Annotated in this window: 14 protein-coding genes and 1 other RNA gene; 9 read left to right on the top strand and 6 right to left on the bottom strand. The window is 34.4% G+C overall.

Annotated features, from left to right (window positions below):
- The first annotated feature begins 139 nt into the window (after positions 1-139).
- The 6 genes from EDM02_RS05050 (at position 140) to EDM02_RS05025 (ending at position 5,947) form a co-directional block, all read left to right on the top strand.
- Entirely contained in the window at positions 140-1,756 is a 1,617-nt protein-coding gene (locus EDM02_RS05050; RefSeq protein ID WP_123663600.1) for a Do family serine endopeptidase, read from the top strand.
- Positions 1,757-1,779: 23 nt separating this feature from the next.
- The gene (gene lptC / locus EDM02_RS05045; protein WP_123663598.1) at positions 1,780-2,340 is read left to right on the top strand and encodes an LPS export ABC transporter periplasmic protein LptC; all 561 of its coding nucleotides are present in this window, start codon (positions 1,780-1,782) and stop codon (positions 2,338-2,340) included.
- Positions 2,341-2,349: 9 nt separating this feature from the next.
- On the top strand, positions 2,350-3,492 hold the full coding sequence (murG, locus tag EDM02_RS05040) for an undecaprenyldiphospho-muramoylpentapeptide beta-N-acetylglucosaminyltransferase (RefSeq protein WP_123663596.1): 1,143 nt from the start codon (positions 2,350-2,352) through the stop codon (positions 3,490-3,492).
- Positions 3,493-3,921: 429 nt separating this feature from the next.
- Entirely contained in the window at positions 3,922-4,392 is a 471-nt protein-coding gene (smpB, locus tag EDM02_RS05035; RefSeq protein ID WP_123663594.1) for an SsrA-binding protein SmpB, read from the top strand.
- Positions 4,393-4,937: 545 nt separating this feature from the next.
- Positions 4,938-5,365: a transfer-messenger RNA gene (gene ssrA / locus EDM02_RS05030) on the top strand.
- A 9-nt stretch (positions 5,366-5,374) separates the two neighbouring features.
- Positions 5,375-5,947, top strand: a complete 573-nt coding sequence (locus tag EDM02_RS05025; protein ID WP_184891154.1) for a ribosome maturation factor RimM — start codon at positions 5,375-5,377, stop codon at positions 5,945-5,947.
- Between the two features lie 146 nt (positions 5,948-6,093).
- Here the strand turns inward: EDM02_RS05025 and EDM02_RS05020 are convergent, their stop codons facing one another.
- The 6 genes from EDM02_RS05020 to der all read right to left on the bottom strand — a co-directional run bounded on the left by EDM02_RS05020 (position 6,094) and on the right by der (position 14,322).
- A complete protein-coding gene (locus EDM02_RS05020; protein WP_123663590.1) occupies positions 6,094-6,618 on the bottom strand; it encodes a hypothetical protein in 525 nt (174 codons plus the stop codon).
- A gap of 714 nt (positions 6,619-7,332) precedes the next feature.
- Positions 7,333-8,745 carry a hypothetical protein gene (locus EDM02_RS05015; RefSeq protein ID WP_123663588.1) on the bottom strand — a complete coding sequence of 471 codons (1,413 nt, stop codon included), beginning with the start codon at positions 8,743-8,745 and terminating at the stop codon, positions 7,333-7,335.
- Positions 8,746-9,092: 347 nt separating this feature from the next.
- Positions 9,093-10,487 (bottom strand): chromosomal replication initiator protein DnaA, encoded by a 1,395-nt coding sequence (gene dnaA / locus EDM02_RS05010; protein ID WP_123663586.1) that lies wholly within the window; start codon positions 10,485-10,487, stop codon positions 9,093-9,095.
- Between the two features lie 409 nt (positions 10,488-10,896).
- Positions 10,897-11,634, bottom strand: coding sequence for a Bax inhibitor-1/YccA family protein (locus tag EDM02_RS05005; protein ID WP_123663584.1), 738 nt, complete (start codon positions 11,632-11,634; stop codon positions 10,897-10,899).
- Positions 11,635-11,744: 110 nt separating this feature from the next.
- On the bottom strand, positions 11,745-12,689 hold the full coding sequence (locus EDM02_RS05000; RefSeq protein ID WP_123663582.1) for an MlaD family protein: 945 nt from the start codon (positions 12,687-12,689) through the stop codon (positions 11,745-11,747).
- A gap of 316 nt (positions 12,690-13,005) precedes the next feature.
- Positions 13,006-14,322 carry a ribosome biogenesis GTPase Der gene (der, locus tag EDM02_RS04995; protein WP_123663580.1) on the bottom strand — a complete coding sequence of 439 codons (1,317 nt, stop codon included), beginning with the start codon at positions 14,320-14,322 and terminating at the stop codon, positions 13,006-13,008.
- A gap of 462 nt (positions 14,323-14,784) precedes the next feature.
- Between der and EDM02_RS04990 the strand changes: the two genes are divergently transcribed.
- The 3 genes from EDM02_RS04990 (at position 14,785) to EDM02_RS04975 (ending at position 21,091) form a co-directional block, all read left to right on the top strand.
- Positions 14,785-16,047 (top strand): MFS transporter, encoded by a 1,263-nt coding sequence (locus EDM02_RS04990; protein WP_123663578.1) that lies wholly within the window; start codon positions 14,785-14,787, stop codon positions 16,045-16,047.
- Positions 16,048-16,771: 724 nt separating this feature from the next.
- Positions 16,772-18,859, top strand: coding sequence for an ankyrin repeat domain-containing protein (locus tag EDM02_RS04980; RefSeq protein WP_184891153.1), 2,088 nt, complete (start codon positions 16,772-16,774; stop codon positions 18,857-18,859).
- Between the two features lie 21 nt (positions 18,860-18,880).
- The gene (locus EDM02_RS04975) at positions 18,881-21,091 is read left to right on the top strand and encodes a hypothetical protein (RefSeq protein ID WP_123663574.1); all 2,211 of its coding nucleotides are present in this window, start codon (positions 18,881-18,883) and stop codon (positions 21,089-21,091) included.
- The last annotated feature ends 86 nt before the right edge of the window (positions 21,092-21,177 follow it).

Below are 21,177 nucleotides of genomic sequence, written 5' to 3'. Positions count from 1 at the left end.
TGCACGTGGGCTGTATACGTTTTTATTAGCCCCTGCATTTTCAATTAATGTATTAAATTTAATTATAATAACTATAGTAATATTTTCCTTTTTTTAGTAGGAATTGTTTGATTATAAAACTATAAAAAATAACATAACTATGTACAAACATAATCGATTTAGTAAAGAATCCATTGTAAAAACAGTGTTTTGCAGCGCTATTGCTGTTATATTGGGTTTATCTCTATGGTTGGGTAAACTCTACACCGCTAGAAATTTTTTGGCAACGGTTGGTAATGCTAAGCAAGTTAGTACTGCTTTAGGAGAACAGAGAAAAGATCATACCAACGTGGTATTGGCCGATCATAGGACATCCCTAACTACGCCAGAAATACCATCAAAAACATTAATAAACCCTTCTACAGAGGGTCATAATGTGCTGGCAAATGTACCTGATTTGACCTATGCGGCTAAGTTAGCTACTCCAGCGGTGGTGCATATCCAGGCACGTCAGAATGCTAAAAAGCAACGCTGGACTAATCCTTTAGATCAGATCTTAAAAGACTTTTTTGGAGAAGGGTTTCCGATTAACCCTCGAGAACGAGAATATGAAAAACCAGCCCAATTCGTTTCCGGTTCTGGCGTGATTTATACAAATAATGGATATATTATTACCAATAATCATGTGATTGAAGGGGCGGACCTTATAGAGGTAACATTAAATGATAATAGGTATTATGTGGCCAAATTGATTGGTGGTGATCCTCTTACTGACTTAGCGCTTTTAAAGATTGAAGAAAAAAATCTGCCTGTTTTAAAGATAGGTAGTTCTGATAATTTAGAAGTCGGAGAGTGGGTTTTAGCTGTGGGAAATCCATTTAACTTGAACTCTACGGTAACCAAAGGGATTGTAAGTGCAAAATCTAGAGGAGACTTAGCAATAGGTGGTGCTAATAAGAAATTAGGTATTCAATCTTTTATTCAAACCGATGCAGTGATTAACCAAGGAAATAGTGGTGGCGCATTGGTTAATTTATATGGGGAATTAGTAGGAATCAATACAGCTATATTGTTTTCTATAACACCTACTTTTATAGGATATGGTTTTGCCATCCCTTCATCTTTGGTAAAAAAAGTAGCCAATGATCTTATTCAATATGGTGTGGTACAACGGGCATTACTGGGTGTAAGTATTGATGCTGTAACCCCTGAATTGGTTAAAAAACTTGGTTTAAAAAGAATAGGAGGTGTTTATATTGTTGATATTCAAGAAAATAGTCCTTGTGTGCATTTATTTCAAAAAGAAGACGTTATTACGCATATTAATGGCCGTAAGGTTGATAAAGTTGGAGAGTTACAGGAAATAATAGCCTGTTCTAAACCTGGTGATAGGGTAAATATTACCCTATATCGTAAGGGCAAGGAAAAAACCATAGAAGTAGTGTTAGAAAAAGAACCTGATGCCATTAAGATAGTACAAAAGGATAATAGTTTGCAGGTAGAGGGTGCTACTTTCCAGGATATTGATCCAAAAACAAAAGCAAAATTCAATATTACTTACGGAGTTCTGATTAAAGAGGTAGCCAAAGGTAAATTCCAATCCATTGGGCTTAAAAAAGATTGTATTTTATTAACCTTTGATAGACAACCTGTTAATAGCATATTGGAGCTGTCAAAGATGATTAGACATACGAAAGGACCTGTTCTGCTGGGGATAATGGAATCAAATAAAGGGCCTGTGCGTTATTTTGGGATTGACCTTTATGAAAAGCAATAAGGCGAAGGAGGGTATATAGACCTATGTGGATTATAGTTATTTTATACTTTATATCAGCTAGTTGGGTTGTTTCTGTGCATGCTATAAAAGAAGGGCTTGATGAGGTTCCGGTATTAGAAACTACTCAATTTGAGATACTAAGTACAGATAATGGTGTATTAAAATATGCCATTAAGGCCAATGAAATGCGTCAATATCAAAATGGCAATGCAGCATTAGCAGGTAATATAGAGATCACTGTATTAGAAAATACAACTGATCAAGATGAAAGCCAAGGTATTACCTATATTCGAGCTAATACATTATCCTATAACAAAGAACAAAAAATTTGCATAATAGAAGGAGATGTGGTGATCACAAAACCGGATGAAGCATTTACATTAACTACGGAGCAGCTTTCGTATGATACCGAAAAAGAAATAATATTTACAGAGGCATCCATTGTAATAAAACATAAGAAAATTTTGTTACAAGGGAAGGGGTTACATACTACAAAGGATTTTAAAAAATATAAGATTCATAACCCTCATGGAACAGCAAATATAGACCAAGCCTTCCCATCTTCAGGGAAAGATCTATTATAGGTATAGGCTATGCGATTGTTAATAGGCTGTGGAGGCACTGGGGGGCATATTTATCCTGCTATCTCTATTGCGCATGCGCTGAAGGAACAGTTTGCTGATGTAGAACTATTGTTTGTGGGTGCTAAAGGGGGTATGGAAATGGATATAGTGCCTGCTGCTGGTTATCCGATTGCGATGATCGATATAAAAGGATTGCAAAGGAAGAAAAATATTCAGAATATATGGTTGCCTTTTCTGGTTTTAAAAAGTTTCTATCAGGCAAGAAAGATTATTAAATTATTTAAACCCGATGTAGTCATTGGCACAGGGGGATATGCTTGCTTTCCTACTCTTTTTGCAGCTTATAGTCAAAAAATCCCTACGCTTATCCATGAGCAAAATGGATCTGCTGGATTGGCCAATAGGCTGCTTTCTAGGTTAGTAACTAAAATTTGTACAGGTTATCCAGCAGTTGTTTTTCCTTGTGCACAGGAAAAAATCATCTTCACAGGCAATCCTGTACGGCCATCTATGTATATGTATATGCCTAAAAAAGAGCAAGCGGAAGCGCTTCGATATTTTAATCTTTCTCCCAGTAAAAAATGCCTACTTGTAGTAGGTGGAAGTGGCGGTGCAAGTCAATTGAATACAACGATTTTATCTGGGATAGACAAGTTACATGCCTTACATATACAACTTTTATGGATAACGGGGGATCGATATTTTGCGTCTATGGATGGTGCGATATCCTCCCATAATAGGGATAACTTTATACGATGTTATCCCTTTTTAACCCATATGGAAATGGCTTATGCCGCAGCGGATGTGGTAATTGCTAGAGCTGGAGCGATATCCATTGCAGAACTGTGTGTAACACAAAAGCCAACCATTTTGGTACCATCTCCTAATGTAGTAGGGGACCATCAAACTAAAAATAGCTTACCACTGGCCAATCAAGGTGCTGCCATACTTCTTACGGATCAAGACTGTCCGCGGTTATTGTTGCCTACAGCAATAGCATTATTAAATAATATAGAGCAACAATTAGCATTAGTGAAACAGATGCACACTTTTGCTTTATTACATGCCAATGCCTTAAATAGGATAATAGAAGAAATTTTTACATTAGCAAAATGTAACCGGAATGATTGCATTTCACAAAAAAACCTATAAAATCGTATCTGTTTAGTGGTGTGGCAGCCATATTTCATAGATTATTGAAGATTTTATCCATTTTTTTTAAAAACTACTTGTTTTAAAGCTACTTTTTTTGCTTGATCAAAAAAAGTAGCCAAAAAAAATCAAGCGCTGGTGAACAAAGCTGTTGAAAATTTCAGCCTGAAAGCTGAAAATCAGAACTCGCCCAGGCCTACGGCCTTGGGCTCAAACAGGCTGATTTTCTACTAGCTCTCAGACTGAACTTTTCTAGTCACAGCTTTGTTCAAGGCGCGTTTTTTTATAATATTGTATTATTGCGCCAATTGCTAATTGGCTACACGACTGAACGGATATCTATAAAATCGCTTTTATTACAAATATATATAATACGTTTTGCTACATTTTTGTACTTTTGAGTTAAACATAAAAATATTTTTTTAACCTATGGCAGGCAAAAAAATAGCATTTCCTACAAAGGTTTGCATTAAAAATAGGCAAGCTTATTTTGAATATACCTTACTAGATAAGTATACTGCTGGTATTATTTTACAAGGAACGGAAATAAAATCCATTCGAATGGGGAAAGCTTCCTTACAGGAATCGTATTGTTATTTCCATCGCACCTCATTTTGGATAAAAGGGATGCATATTGGTTCTTATACCTATGGTAATATTTATAATCATGACGAAAAGCGGGACCGTCAGTTGTTATTACAGAAAAAAGAATTGCAAAAATTACTAAAAAGTCAAGCCAAAGGGCTTACTATTATTCCTGTTCAATTGTTTATAAATCAGCGTGGATTTGCTAAAGTAGAAATAGCCCTGGCACGTGGTAAAAAACTATACGACAAACGTCAAGCTATAAAAGAAAGAGATTTAGAGCGGTTTGCTAGCAGACAGCTGCGGCTCATATGACTATTATTTGAAGTTCTGTATGGATTTTTTTAATCCAATATAAAATACTAAATTGAATTGGGGTATCCGTTTAGCGGTGTGGCTTATACGTATCCGTATTCGTACCCATTAGACATAGCGCAATAATGAAAGTTTATAGAAAATGCGCCTTGAAAAAACTGTGGAAAGAAAAGAAAGGAAAAAAATCAAAAGAAAATCATTTTGTCTGAGCTCCGTAGGAGCGAGATTTGATTTTCGGTTTTTTTTCTTTCTTTTCAGCAGTTTTTTCACCAGCGCTTGATTTTTTTTGGCTACTTTTTTTGATCAAGCAAAAAAAGTAGCTTTAAAAGAAAAGAAGTAGTTTTAAAAAAAATGGATAAAATTATCAATTATGAAATATTAGCCATTTGCTATAATCTATAAAATAAAATATAGTTACCACGTAAGTGAACGGACAATGGCGTCAACTTAAGGTTTAGCTGTTATTGATAACCAAGTAGAATAGGAGGGTAGGCTAATCATGAATTGCCTTAAGTTGACGCCATTGAGTGAACGGATACGAAATGGGGGTTGACTGGAATTGACGGGAAGATTAAATCCAATGTAAGCATGCGAGGTGTTGTAAGTATTACCTCTAAATAAAACTTTCATAGTGAATAAACGGCAACTTAGCCTTTATTAACGCTCGCCGTCGCAAGTATTCTTTTGCTCTTTTAGAAGATGAAGAAGAAGGAATGCGTTTGGCTGCTTAATCGATAGATTAAGGGGCGTTTGTCCCTCTGGCTTTTGTTCTATGGGGTCAGAATAGGGACATCGATGCATAGGACTGGTGTGACCAGATGCGTGATGGTTGCATAAGATTAACTGCGTATAAGCATAACATAGAGGTATGTTGCTGACCTTGGTTATGTCGAAAAGAAACAGTAACTAAGCATGTAGAAAGCGTTGTGGTTTTCTTGTTCGGACGAGGGTTCGATTCCCTCCAACTCCACTTGTAATATACATGTCGCATAGTATGCCTTTATATCCAATGGAATTATTTTATGAAGCCATTCAGAAGGAACAATATTTCCCAGTTGGTACATTTAAAAAGCCAAATGGAATAAATGGTGGCATTACCGCTTTATTTTTATATAAAATAGATGAGGCTGAATTGGTAAAACTACCTGCTCTTTTTGTAGAGATAGATAACATAAAAGTACCCTATTCCATTAAAAATATTACCCTTACGGAACACAAAACGATTATACAATTAGATCTTATTCAATCTAAAAATCAAGCGTATGCACTCCGTAATCTGCCCCTATTGCTTCCAATATCCCTTCGATCTACATTGATAAAATCTGTTACACCTTATAGCTTTTTAGTAGATTTTTTAGTAAATGACCTTATACTAGGTAAAATTGGCAAAATAGAAACCATCTATTGTATACGAGACCAGTATATAGTGGGCGTACGTTATCAAGATAAGGAATTGCTTATTCCTTATGGTAAGCCCTTTGTGATAAGCATGGATAAAAAAGCGAGAGCGGTTACGATACAACTTCCGGAAGGCTACTTAGCAGCTATGCTATAGCCCCTGCAGCGTATCCGTTCACGATCCTGCAAGGATATCATTACAAACAGGAATGCACCTTGAAAAAACGTATCCGTTCGTAATTGCGCTATTTCTTAAATACGAACGTGAACAAATGCATAGGCCACACGACTGAGCATATACGCTTAAAACAAATCAATAGCTACGTCAAACATATGAAAACCATAGATACTTCCACCCATATAATAACCAAAGCTTAATCTTTTATAACCTATATGTAATCCGCATGAGCAAAATCTAGAAGCAGCAGAAATATCCCAACCTGGTTTTAGGGTTACAGAATAAAACCATGACTGCTTGGGCTGCCCAAAATACATAGCATATCCAATGGGGAGACAGACCATCCAGCCTCCTGTATAAATACGCTCGAAACCTGTACCTATAATTAGATTTAGGTAGTAGCTGCTACATATGGGAATAAGTTTCCCTATATATCCTCGTACGCTTCCATATACATGAGCATCACTCTTGTGTTTTGTATGTCTCCATCCTTGTCCGCCCTCTACGACCAGTCCAAAAATGGGATTATTGTATTGATTAGTACTTTTATCGATTTTGGATACATCTGTTGCAATGCCCTTGGCAGTAGCGTGTCCTGTGTAAAAAGCGCATAAAATGACAAGCCCGTATATTTTTATAAACTTGCGCATTTTTATTTTTTTATAAAATTATGATGTGTTTAGTCCCAGACTGCCATGCAGGCAGACGGATACATAAAAAGCTTTGATAAAACAGCATTAACAATAGGATCCTTGTAAGGAGCGCCCTATGCTGCTCATAGGGTAACGAATTTAAAGCAAAAATATTGTATCCGTTCACTTGTATGGTAGCCATATTTTATAGATTATAGCAAATGGCTAATAAAACTACTTCATTTTAAAGCTACTTTTTTTGCTTGATCAAAAAAAGTAGCCAAAAAAAATCAAGCGCTGGTGAACAAAGCTGTTGAAAATTTCAGCCTGAAAGCTGAAAATCAAAACTCGCCCAGGCTTGCAGCCTAGGGCTCAAACAAGTTGATTTTCTAATAGCTTTCAGACTAAAATTTTCTAATCACAGCTTTGTTCAAGGCGCGTTTTTTATAACTTGCATTATTGTACCTATTGCTAGGTACGAATGTGAATAAATACACATAGGTTACATAATTGAACTTGTACCTATTTCTAACTGTTTACGAATACGGATACGCATAGGCCACATGACTGAACGGATACTGCTATGATTCTAAAGCTATTTAACACCAGCAAGCTATCAAGCAATATGCCGAAGCGGTAGTAAAGCACTTTTTTTCTTATAGCCGTTAAACCTCTGTAGGAACTGAAAGCTATATACTCTTTTACTTTCAAAAGTTTCCAGTTAGGAAATTTTTATTTGTTACTGTTCTTTTGTATTGCCATTTGGCAAACGTGTCCATTTGCTAAACGTACCCAACATGTTTCTGATGTATTAGAAGATGCTATGGAAGTTGAAACTCCCAACGATTTTGTTGGAAGATGAAGTGGTGCAGACTGATTTTGTGGACTCTGGTTATAGTTAGTGGACCTTACTACTGCTAATTGAGCAGGAAAAAATTGTCTATTGTTTTCCGCTGGTCTATGGTTATGTATCATATTCTGCGATATTAAACTGTTCCCAACAGTAAGTTGTGTTTGTATAGGTGTCTTTCTAAATGTTTGATTTATAAACAAATTTGATTCTGAACTATTAAATATTTCTTGTCGTTTTTCAGGCGGATTTGCTTCAAATACCGAAATTACTGCTTTTGTACGTAAAGCTTGCGCTGCCGCATGGTGAGCAGCTCCCTGGTAAGTATAGCCTAGTGCTTCCGCTGTCGCATAGTAAGCAGCTCTCTGGCAAGTATAGCCTAGTGCTTCCTCATTTTTACTTCTTGTTAGCAAACCTAAAGTATTTATTAAAGATGCATTAGAGGATGCGTTTTGAACATGTGGAATATTTGTATTGCATATACTTGTACTTGACGATGATACCTCTGCAAGATAGCCGCCAGGCGTAAACGATTGTGCAAGCGTACCAGGTAACCCAACGTGAGCAGATTCTATATTATTGACAGCTTTGGCTGTTAACAAGTTCAAAATTGACCTAGCATTATACAATACGGATGCTTGGCACTTAGCAGCGTCTGTATAGTACTTGTTTACCTTCTCTTTAATGCCTTGTGGTAGATTACGGGATCTAGATGGAATACTAACTCTTTCTACTTTTTTAATAGAAATTTCTATTTTTTTAATAGAAGCATTAATATCACTAATATAATCTGTACTTAGATCATTTAACTGAGATGACACTAATATTATTTCATACAAGCCGATAACTGCCATATTAAGATGATTTAGTCTGTTTTTACATAGACCCCATGGATATGGATCAAACCCGCTTGTAAACCATGGATATGAACGCGGTTTCGTTTCCTCTTCTTTGTCTTTCTTGTCTTGAGTTTTCTCTTCTTTGTCTTTGATAATATTTTCTAATAGCTGTTTGTCTTTGATAATATTTTGTAATATCTGTTCTATTTGTGCCTTATCATTATTTATGATATTTAGATATTGCCTAATGTATTGCTTATAATACACTCCTCCTACATTATTATAGGATCCATTCGGTAATGTTGTTGAAGTGTTACAAGTACTTGTGCTGGCCCTATTCATTCCCATCATTCCTAGGTTATTTCCTGCTTTACTACAACCTATTGAAACTGCAGTAGAGAGATAAAATAAAAGGCTTATTAATGTTTTTTTTAAATTACTAGAATTATTGTTCATGACTTATCAATTTAAAATATGTTATTCATTTTTCTACTGTAAATACTATTTTACTTTGTTCACCGGCGCTTGATTTTTTTGGCTACTTTTTTGATTAAGCAAAAAAAGTAGCTTTAAAATAAGTAATTTTTAAAAAAAATGGATAAAATCATCAATAATCTATAAAATATGGCTACCACGCAAGTGAACGGATACAAGACATAAGGTGAAACTAAGTAATAACTATCTTTATATCTCTTTCCCATCTTTTTCCAAAAATAGCCTATTAAAAATAACTTTGCAAGTTTACATAAACTTGCAATAAAACTTAAATGTTGAGGCCATTGCACCTAACACCTAGATAGCAATTAATAACTATTGGTTATAGATGATTTAATCTTTTGCTCAATTAGTTCATATAAATGGGCATATTGCGGATCTGTATGTAATAGCTCTTCTACTACCTGTATAGCGTGTATAACAGTGGTATGATCCCTGCCTCCAAAATAGGCACCTATAGATTTTAAAGAATGCGTAGTATATTTTTTGATAAGATGCATAGCAGCTTGTCGAGCTACTACCATCTCTTTTTTACGTGATTTACCTTTAAGATCATCTACAGAGATATTATAGTGGGCCGCTACTTGTTGTTGCAATACTTCAATAGTAGTTTCAAGTGTAGGGTTTTGTTGTACAATATGTTTTAAAACTTGTTGCGCAAGCTCTATATTAATGTCTCGTCTAGCTAAAGAAGCATGCGCAATAAGTGAAATAAGCACCCCCTCTAGCTCTCGTACATTTGTATCGACATGAGTAGCAACATAGTTAATCAACTCTGAGGAAAGGTTTATGCCATCAGCAGCAACTTTGCTGTGTATAATAGCAACGCGGGTTTCAAAATCAGGACGTTGCAAGTCTGCCGTTAATCCCCACTTAAACCTTGAAAGAAGTCTTTCTTGTAGTCCTTTTAAATTACGTGGGGCACAGTCACCCGTAATGACAATTTGTTTTTTTAATTGGTGTAGATGGTTAAAGATATGAAAAAATATTTCTTGCGTTCTTTCTTTACCAGACAAAAACTGTATATCATCTAAAATAAGAACATCTACCGTTAGATATTGTTCTGTAAAAGACTGAACATGGTTGTTACGCAAGGCTTCTATAAATTGTGTCGTAAATTTTTCTGAAGCAATATAGGCTATTTTCTTATCTGGGAAAGTGGTTCTAACTTCATTTCCAACAGCTTGTGAAATATGGGTTTTACCTAACCCTACGCCTCCGTAAAGCATAAGTGGGTTAAAAGCCGTTCCACCTGGATTCTTAGCTACAGCCTGTGCTGCAGATTTTGCCAATTGGTTACAACTGCCCTCTATTAAGTTATCAAAAAGGTAATTAGGATTTAATTGAAAAATTGCATTAGAAGAAGCCGTTTTTTCTCCACTATCTCTTGGAACAGGACCTGGATAAGTGGGTAGATTTACCATCAAAGGCTTCTGTTTTTTATTCCCTTTATCGATAACAATAGCATACTCCAACTTTCCATGTGGACCTATTTCTTGTAATACCGCTTGTTTGAGCAAAGGTAAATGATGTTCCTCTAACCATTCATAAAAAAACTGGCTAGGGACTTGAATGGTTAAGACACCGTCTTTAAAATGTTTGGCTACAATAGGGGAGAACCAGGTCTTATAGATTTGCTCACTTAGCTGACCTTGAATATACAGAAGGCATTTTTCCCAAATAATCTTACTATCGGTATGCATGAATAATCACTTTTTCAGCTCGTTTGAGATCCTATTTTTAGATTCTATTGTTGCAAATAATTACAGCGTTGATTTGCTTCGAATCTTTGAACACTACACCAGCTCTGTGATCCGATGTACCCTTTCATTACGAATGTGGCATAATATCAAGTAATATACATAGAGCTGACGCTACTGCTGTGCCATCGATTATCGTACAAATTTATGTTGTAAAAAAGAGCAATCTGGAGTTTATAGAAAATTATGACTAAAGTAGCTACTATTATTAATATGTAGACAGGGATTAAGATAGCGAATCTTACGCGAGGTCATGCCATACAAACCAGCATAGCAGCAATACCTCTGCTTTTCGCGAATAGAAAAACTTATCCTGAAATGGTTATAGGGAAGGTCCTAGTTGGCTATCCCACTAATCTCTTCTTTTGCGTTCTCCAAAAAAGCGTAATAAGTGGAGAAAAAGGTTCAAAAAATTAAGATAAATCGAAAATGCGCCCATAAGTGCTGCTTTTTCTGCTAAAGCAGAATCTTGAATCTCATAATAGATTCTTTTTAAATTTTGTGTGTTATATGCTATAAAAGCAATAAAAATCACTACCCCTATAAAACTCGTTATAAAATCAATAGCTTCACTTTTGAAGAAATAATTGACCACAGAACTAATAATAAGCCCCCAAATGGCCATCCTACAAAAGGAACCAACCGCACTCAAATCACGATTGGTAGTATAACCATAGATACTCATAGCGCCAAAGGTAATAGCTGTTATTAAAAAGGTTTTATGCAATGAATCAATGGTATAGCAAAATCCTAATGCAGCAAAAGACATCCCAGTAAGCGCAGCATATATTGCCAAAAGGAAACGAGAGCGTGCAAATGCCATATTATAGGCATTACCCGCTACGTACATGGCAATAATAAATGGAGCAAATACGGTTACATACCAGCACCCAGTGGGATGGATATTGCCCCAAGTATCAAATGTAAAAAGTAAATCTGTCAAAGGCGCATAGGTAAAGGTTGCAGTAGCTGCAATAGCTGTAATCAGCAATGCACAAGCAACGTGGGCATATACCTTAACCATATAACGCTGTAACCCATTGTCAATGGCTCGTCTAGAGCGCTCATAAGTTTTTACGTAATCGTGCATAGTTCTTCTATTTTTATGTAAGCTAATAATTTTTAGAACGATTGAATTTAACAACTCAATTTAGAGAATAGTAACATATAATGCAATAGTACTCCTTAACGACGAAGTATTTATTTTTTTTGTTTATCGATATTATTGCCATTGTGAACATTAGCAGGACGCCCTCCCCACAATGAAAAATGTACATTACAATAATATGATGGCCGTTTTCTAATATCAAAAAGTAAACTATTCAAGTGTGCTGCACTATTATTAAGGTTATCATAGAGTGCTGTATCATGTATTAACAGTCCCAACGTTCCCTTACCTCTATTTGTATGATTTACCCATCCTTCCATATTGTTAATGATACGAATAAGCTTTAAAGAGGTATCCTTAAAAGGGACGGTCTCTATTGCCGTAAGAATTCTATGCACAACAGGCATCATGGCAGGAATACCGTTTTCCAGATCAGCTAATGGCTTAGAAATAGTAGCAATATCTTGTGTAACAGTGGTTATATGATGTTGAATGGTATCGATAGCGCTGTTTAAGGCATAACTTGTTTTTTCAAGATTACCCAGGATGGCATTTACACCTTCAGAAGTTTTTATGAGATTAGCCGTAACCGTTGCCACCTGCGCAGATAGTGCATTAAGGTCTATCTCACTAAATTCTGGATGATACTGGCCAACAATAATATCGTTCTTAGTTAGGGGCTTCCCGCCATGAAGCTCCAGTTCTAAACTATTGCCCTCCATTATACCAGCATTCGTAAGCATAACCTTACTTTTATCGGTCAAAGGAAATCGCTTATCCACGGCAATAGTAACAAGTGTACTGTAATTCTGTTCAGGCAGAATCTCTATGTTTGTAATATTCCCTATTATATGACCTTTAAGCTTTACGGGAGAAGAAACGATCAATTTTTGATTCGTAGGATAGGAAACCCGGTAATCGTTATGCTTAGAGAATATATTATACCCTTTTAAGAATAAAAAACCATAATATAAAATAATAAAGGAGCATAGGGCTAATAATCCTATTTTATAGCTCTTATTTTCCTGTAAATTCATATGTTTTTATATTTAATTATATTTAAACCCTTTTGTATGTATAGTTTTTATGAAAATTTCATAATGCGCGATATACGGAATAATATGCATTGTAGCAAATAATGGGTATCCGTTCACCTGCGTGGCAGAAATGTTTTGAATGTATTTGTTCACATGCTTGGTAGCCATATTCTATTTGCTAATATTTAATAATTGATAATTTTATCCATTTTTTAAAAACTACTTCTTTTTTAGTTTTTTCAAGGCGCGTTTTTTATAAACTTACATTATTGCGCTATTTCTAATTAACCAAACGACTGAACGGATACCTATTTTACTATTTTTTCTTAAAAACCACTTGAACTGGTACACCTTCAAAATCAAAATGAGACCTAAGTTTATTTTCTAAATAACTTTTGTAATTGGGCTGAATATACTGCGGATGATTACAAAAAAAGGCAAAAGTAGGCGTATGGCTAGTAACCTGTGTACAATATTTGATTTTGATATATTTGCCCTTTACTGCAGCCGGATGCATTTTTTCAATAATGGGTAGCATGATCTTATTTAATACAGAAGTGGAAATCTTTTTTATTTTGTTTTGATAAACAGCAAGTGCTTTTTCAATTGTTTGATAAACGCGTTGCTTTTTGATAGTTGAAACAAATACAATAGGCAGATAGTTTAAGGGGGCCAGTTTTTTCCATAGGTGTGCTCTATAGGTATGCGCAGCCATTGTTTCTTTATCTACCAGATCCCATTTATTCACTACTAAAACCATGCCTTTTTTATAACGGTGGGCCAATGCAATAAGCGCAATATCTTGTGCTTCTATGCCATATTGGGCATCTATCATAACCAAACAAATATCGGAATCTTGCATGGCTTTTATAGCACGTAATACGGAATAAAATTCAATGGAATCCCGTATTTTTGATTTTCTTCGGATACCGGCTGTGTCGGTAAGTATAAACCTTTTATTATAGCGATTGTATTCCGTATCTATAGCATCCCTGGTGGTACCTGCAACGGGACTTACGATGCTTCTTTTTTCATCCAATAGTACATTTAAAAAAGAAGATTTACCTACATTTGGGCGGCCTAAGATGGTTAGCTTAGGGAGCATAGCTATAGGCGGATCTGTTTCTGCAGCTGGCTGTTCCTTTAAATAAGGTAATAAAGCATCTAGTAGCTCTCCTGTTCCAGAACCACTTATTGCAGCTATAGGGAAAGGCTTGCCCAGACCTAACGCATAAAAACTAGGGGCAACCATTGCCGCCGTTAAACTTTCTGCTTTATTGGCTACCAAAAAAACGGGTTTGTGAACTTTTCTTAAAACATTAGCAAATTCTTTATCTAAATCAATGAGACCATCCTTACAGTCTACCATAAAAAGTATTACATTGGCTTCATTGAGGGCGAGTTGAATCTGTTCTCGAATACCCTTCTCAAAAACATCATATATGCCATGCATATACCCTCCGGTATCAATAACCGTAAAATATCTATTACCCCATTGCGCATAACCGTAATGTCGGTCACGTGTAGTGCTGATAGACCCATCCATAATAGCTTTTCGTGCTTCGATTAATCTATTAAAGAGGGTAGATTTGCCTACATTAGACCTTCCTACTATTGCGACGACATTTGCCATAAGCTAAATTAAGCTATAAATAAATAAGCCACTAGATAACTAGATATAAAAATAAAAATTTAAAATAGCGTATAAAAAAGAGATGGACATATCCACTCCTGGTACCTATTAAAATGTATCTTTTTGCTACAAGTCCTACGTGTTACAAGAAAGAATTGGGGAAATTTAAAAAAAACAATTCAAAAAATCAACAATATGCATAAAGTAACGGAAGATCTGAGCAACATAATCCACATAGGTTATCTTAAAATGGTACGCATTAGTGTTATGAGAATTTTTAATGTATTTTGTACACGTGACTACATTAAGTTGTAAGGAGAGCACACCAAAGTGTCTTTCCATAACTTCAAAAGTTTGGCAAGTTTGAGCATTTAGAGATGTTATTACGTAACATCAACGTATAAGTTACTATTACTAACGGTTATTGTTCATCCTATCGCACTTGCGTTAATTACAAAAACCATGCATAAATCTAAATCTATTTTTTTTTCGGCCATTGCAGGTAACATACTAGAATACTATGATTTTACAGTATATTTAGTTTTTTCTCGGGTTATAGGTCCTACATTCTTCCCCAGTCAATCAGAATTCTTGCAAATTACATCAAGTCTTGTAGTATTTGCAGTAGGCTTTATTACTAGGCCCATTGGTGGTATATTTTTTGGTTATATCGGAGATAGATATGGTAGGCGTATCTCTTTAATCATTTCCATGCTGGGTATGGTCATTTCTACTTTTGCCATTGGGCTGATTCCCTCTTATCAGGATATAGGCATATATGCTCCTCTTATCTTGGTTATTATGCGACTTTTACAAGGCCTTTGTATTAGTGGTGAAGGGACTGGAGCAGCCATTTTTATTTTAGAACATCATCAACATTTGTGGCCTGGTTTTACGGCTGCTTTAGTAAACGCTTCAAATATTGCCGGAACATTAATGGCTTTTCTTATAGGGATCCTTATTGAACAATATTTTCAACATATTGCGTTTGCATGGCGTTTCCCATTTTTACTGGGCGGGTTAATGGGTCTTTTAGGTTTTTATTTGCGTTTGCGCGTAGGAGAAACACCTGTTTTTAAAATGCTAGCTAAACAGAAAAAAACGCTAAAAGCTCCTTTTTGGAATGTAGTTAATACTTCCTGGAAATCAATGTTTTTAACATTTTGTACCGCATCACTTGCCAGTAGTATAATGTATTTAGTTAAAACGGTAAATGTTTATTGTAGTAATATTTTACACTTTGATAATAAGATTGCGCTGATGTACGCATTATATACTTCTTTAATAGCTATGATTATGATACCCTTATTTGGTGGTTTGACTGATATTATTGGTAAATTTAAGGTGGTTATCCTAACCAGTGTAGTTACATGCATCCTAATTTTACCTACTTTATTTGCTATATCGTTCGTAGATAGATGGTGCCAAATAGTTGCCTTAACCCTTTTAGGTGTGCTTGCTGGAGCAGTAGTTGGATCAGCCTATATATTTGTCATATCTTTATTTACGCCTGAACAGAAATTTTTTGGTGTTTCTTTTAGTTATAATTTAGGTGTGGCTATGTTCGGGGGTACTGCGCCTATTATTTCTCGTTGGTTTGTGAAACAAACGGGGTTGTTTTATGCTCCAGCTTTTTATATTATGTCTCTTGCTAGTACCTTTTTGGTGATTATGTATATAATGAGAAATGAGATAAAAAAGCTTTTGCTTAATAATAATAAATAGATATATCTTTAATTTCTCTGTAATGGTTTTTGTGTCTGTTCACGACTCTAGCCAAGATATTATTGCAAATAGGAACGACGCGCCTTGAAAAAACTGTGCAAAGAAAAGAAGTATCCGTTCAGTGGAGTGGCTTAAATCGTTTAGTAGCTTAGCTCTATTGTAAAATATAATTATTAGGGGGTATGAACAAAAGGCATTTAATAGAAAATTTTTTCGCTAAACTCAAACAATTAGAGTAATTGCTACCCGTTATGATAAAACAGCAAAAATTTTCTTAGGCGTTATCCATTTAATGGCTTCTTTAAGTTGGATTGTTTGTTGAAACGCCCTAAATTAGTATTTCAGGATATCATATGAATAATAATGTCCCATATATGTATGTAGCATGCCTAGTCTTATATTGCTTGTTTCTTGAGTAATCAAAAATCCAACAATACTGCTATGGTTTTGTTCATGCGTGTATTTTGTTTAAGAACTTAAAGCTCTTTATAGAATAATGCTCTATAAATTCATTACAAATAAACGGGCTGAGAAGCAGTTAAATTACTAAGCCAATCCAATACAATTGGGGCCCAAATGCCATGCATATAGCATATACACCAGACAAGAAGTAGATAACCTAAAATCATAATACCTAACGATTTAATTTAATTATATGATCTATTACCAATATCTGTTGCTTTTTTATATAAGTATTTCATTAATCAGCTGTGCTAAGTATAGTATGCATGTAAAAGAAAAAGAAAGGATAAACTTAAAAGAAACAATAAATGGCTTAAGCTTATTATCTATTGAAGAACGTATTGCAAAATTTAAGCAGCCTGATGGTTCAACATTATTGCACTTAGCTATTCGAGAGCAGGATCTACAAGCCGTAGAAGACCTTATTAAAGCGAAAGTAGAACTTAATCAATGTGCAAACGATGGCGATACCCCACTACATCTGGCTATTCGACTAAATGCTGAAGATATATTTGATAAATTGATAAGCGTGCCTGAAGTAGACCCAAACAAGGGTAATAGTCAAAATGGATGGACACCGCTTATGCTAGCTGTAAAATACAATCGTGAAAATATAGTTCAAAAATTAGTAGAAAAAAATGTAGATATCAACAAATGTGATACCATATACCGTAATACACCATTACATATAGCAAGTGAATATAAATTGATTGACATGATAGACATACTATTAGGCAATCATGCAGATATTTATAAAGTTAACATTAGGAATGAAACACCTTTATATACAGCTTATTGGAATAATTATGATGACGTAATAAAAGCATTAGAAACTGCGCTTAACGGAAAGCTATCCCAATTCGAGATGGATAAGATAAAGTTTTTTATTGCAGTAACAAAAGGAGACAAAGACAAGGCATTGGAGTTATACAGCAAGCATAGACAACTACGTATCGAAAGAGATGCTAATAATAATACTTGGCTGAATATTGTTATAAATTATTATGATAATAGTCAAAAACATGTGGAATTGTTCAAGGCTTTTGCAGAAAAAAGGATTGATATAGAAAAGCTTATAGAGTCGGAAAATAACAATCCTTTCACAGCACTTTTCAAGACATGTAAGGAAAAAAGTATAATAGAAGTTATGGATATTATTAATAACAACTATCATTCTGATCGTCTACCATCAATATGTAATGAATGTAAAGATGCAATGCAATATACCGTATTACATTGGGCTGTTAAACGGGAGTTTATTAACGTTATACGCTATATAATCAAAATAAGCCCAGATCTTTGTTTCCAAAAATCTCATAATAGTGGCAATATGCCATTGGATTTAGCACTCCAGCATAGCAATGGAAGTATATTACAGGCGCTTCTTGAGGGCTATGCTAATAATGCTATTATTTCAAAGGAACCCCTTAAACAAGAAATAGCCACACGTCTAGGATGCATCAGTAATGAATTTGCTATAGGGGATATATATAGATATATGGTAGACAATCTGATCATGAATAGGTCGAGTGAAAGTATGCTGAATCAGGAAAATTGTGGACGTATTGTAAATTATATAAATGAAAATGATAAGATATCAATTGATTATGTATCATATAAAAATAATTTATTCTTAAAAGCCATAGTATCTGGTAAAATGGAAATAGCAAGAAGTTTCATACAAGCAGCGAAAAAATGTGCGCAACATGAAACAATACTTAATTGTCAAGATTGGGAACCTAAGGTTGAGAAAATAAAGGGATTCGATGACTCCGGCAAGGAAGCATTCGTTAACCAAGAAATCCCTATTGAAAAAGGAGATACGTTACTGCATTATGCAGTTAAAGAATATAATGCTGATCTAATCCACTTTTTAATAGAAATGGGAGCAGATGCTAATAAACAAGATAATGCAAAAAATACACCTCTGCATATAGCAATTGCAAAAGGCGATATTACACTATCGAATAGCTTAGTAAGTCACACTAGGAGGTTTTGGGTGAATAAAGAAAATAAAACTACAAGAGAATTAGCACAAGACCTACGAGAGAAAAATCCACAAGCATCTGATCGAATATTGTATATTTTAGATAAAAATGCACAAAAAGCATCTTGGGAAGCAGATAAGTCACCAAGAAAAGCCAGTCTTTCAAGGAGTCCTAGAATATCAAAGGAGGATAAACAATTTATTTCATCAGCTAAAAAAATAAAAGCGATGGAAGCTAGTAGCTTGCCAACTAGTCCCTCACATGCTGTTTCTACTGGGCCACGCAAACGAAAGCAAAGTGAACAAGAGCAAGCAAGCAGTAACCTGCCTACAGTTAAGCGTCAACTTTTTAATAAAGATTAGCATTCATTTATTTTTATTATTATGAGTATCCAAAATATATTTTATAGTGTATATATTTTATTTTTAGTGAGTTGTTCCCATCAATCTTTAAAAATGGACAACAATGGAAATAATAATCAGATAGGGGAAGTGGAACAAGGTCATTTACCTAATGATTATAGTCTATGGACGGCTTTAACTGAAACTGATGATAATATCGATAGACAGGCAAAACTTCGCATAATCCAGAATGCAACTGATAAACAATTACATACCTGTTTATTTGAGGCAATTGATAAAAATAAATCAGAGATACTATCCCTAATTAAGGATAGTAAAAAGCAGATAAGTGGCCTAGTCCCATTACATTATATGCTGAGATATATAGATGATGAAAATAACCGACTATATAATGTAAACTTACTACTATTACTAAAAGTTGATCATGTTATAGCTTTAATGGACGAAAACGGACAAGAAGTATTGGATTTAAATACAAAAGAAGGTAGTATATTACATACAGCTGTTTGCTATTGTAATGTGGATCAGTTAACTGTAGTATACAATGCTATTGTACAAAAGTTTAACAACCCGGGCAAGAGAGAATTAAAATATAAATTGTTCAATCGGGTTGATAAAACCAGTTCAAATTTTTTACATTGTTTATTATATAGGTATAATCAAAACTATTGTAATAACAATACAAACAAAATTATTTTAATATATAAATTGCTGAACAAAATTGTTATCGACATAATCCAGAACGAGAATCAACCTTCCTCCTTGTTCTTGCGCACTAATCTAAAACAAGAAACACCATTGATGCTACTCTTACAAAATATACACTTTATGTATATTGCGATACCTCTCCTAGAGAATAATAAGGACTATATACATCCAACAAATTGTAGAGGCGAAACTTTATTCCATATGTTGTTTAATACTCTAGCAGAACATAATAATCAAGTTTATAGTCCAGACATACAACACCTCTATGATATTCTAAAAAAAAATATGCTAGATTACGTTTATAACCAACCAGAAAACTATAGATGTGACATACCAATAACCTATTTAATAGAAGTCATATGTAAATCTGAAAATTTAATAATGTGGAAGGATTTATTAAAAAATATTATCATCCGTGATAAAAACTGTATTCTTATAAGGAATAAGAACCGCCTATGTCCATTGGCCATTTTCTTGCAAAATATTAACTATAATACTATAAATCAGACTATAAATTTAAACAGATCTATATTATCCGAACTGCTTAATACATTATACGATACATCCTTCCCTAACACCATATTGATAATGAGTATAATAGCAAACGAAAATCTAAACAATAGGGAGAAAAATATATTATTTACAGAAATGGATAAGATTTTCGTTCAAAAAGAGAAAAAAACACTCACTCAGAAAGATATAGATCAGAGCGGTACTCTATTTACAAAAATTATTGAAAAACACACAGAAGGAGATGATATAGATGATCTTTTTTCTTGCATGCGTTACTTAGTAAATAGTAGGTATGATATTAATGATCTATGTGGGGATTTTAATTACAAGACTGTCTTATCGGTTATACTAAAAAATGAAAATGTAGATTTTCTTGAGCGTTTTCTTGGTGAGTTTAAAGATGATTTATTTATAACGCGAGACATTGATGGCTTTTCTGAAATAGAAATAAAAGATTATTCATATAAAAAAAACATCCTAGGAGAAAAATTAGCCGATCAGGACATACAGGAAAAGCTGGATGAGTATGTAAACAATCCTAGTGAGCTAAAGAAATTTCTCCAAAGAATTCTAAATTCTACACAAGATAATAGTAAGAAGTTCCTACATAATGTTTTTATATATAAAATAAAAGAAGAGAGTCTATGGGAGAATTCAATCAATCATAATAGCACTAATGGTAACGATAGTAACGATAGTAACGATAGTAACGATAGTAACGATAGTAACGATAGTAAAGATAGTAAAGATAGTAAAGATAGTAAAGACAAGCCAGATAACTGTTTAGTTTGTCAGCAACAGGTAATTCCAAAAATAAAATTAAGTCATGATACATGTAGAATATCCAATATACATCCATCGTGTTTAATAAAATATATTTTCGGTTACAAATATAATGAAAATAAAGATCCTTGTTGTTTAACATGTTCAAATTTTCATTATAAACCCGGAAACTTCCAGATATCCGAGTATTCACATGATGAGGCGCGTTGCAATAGACAAGACAAATAGACAAGAAGTAGTTTAAAAAAATGGATAAAATCATCAATTATTAAATATTAGCCATTTGCTTTAATCTATAAAATATGGCTGCCATG

Source organism: Candidatus Cardinium hertigii, assembly GCF_003788695.1.
The sequence above is the reverse complement of the archived record's forward strand: the minus strand, read 5'-3'. Positions and strand labels throughout refer to the sequence as shown.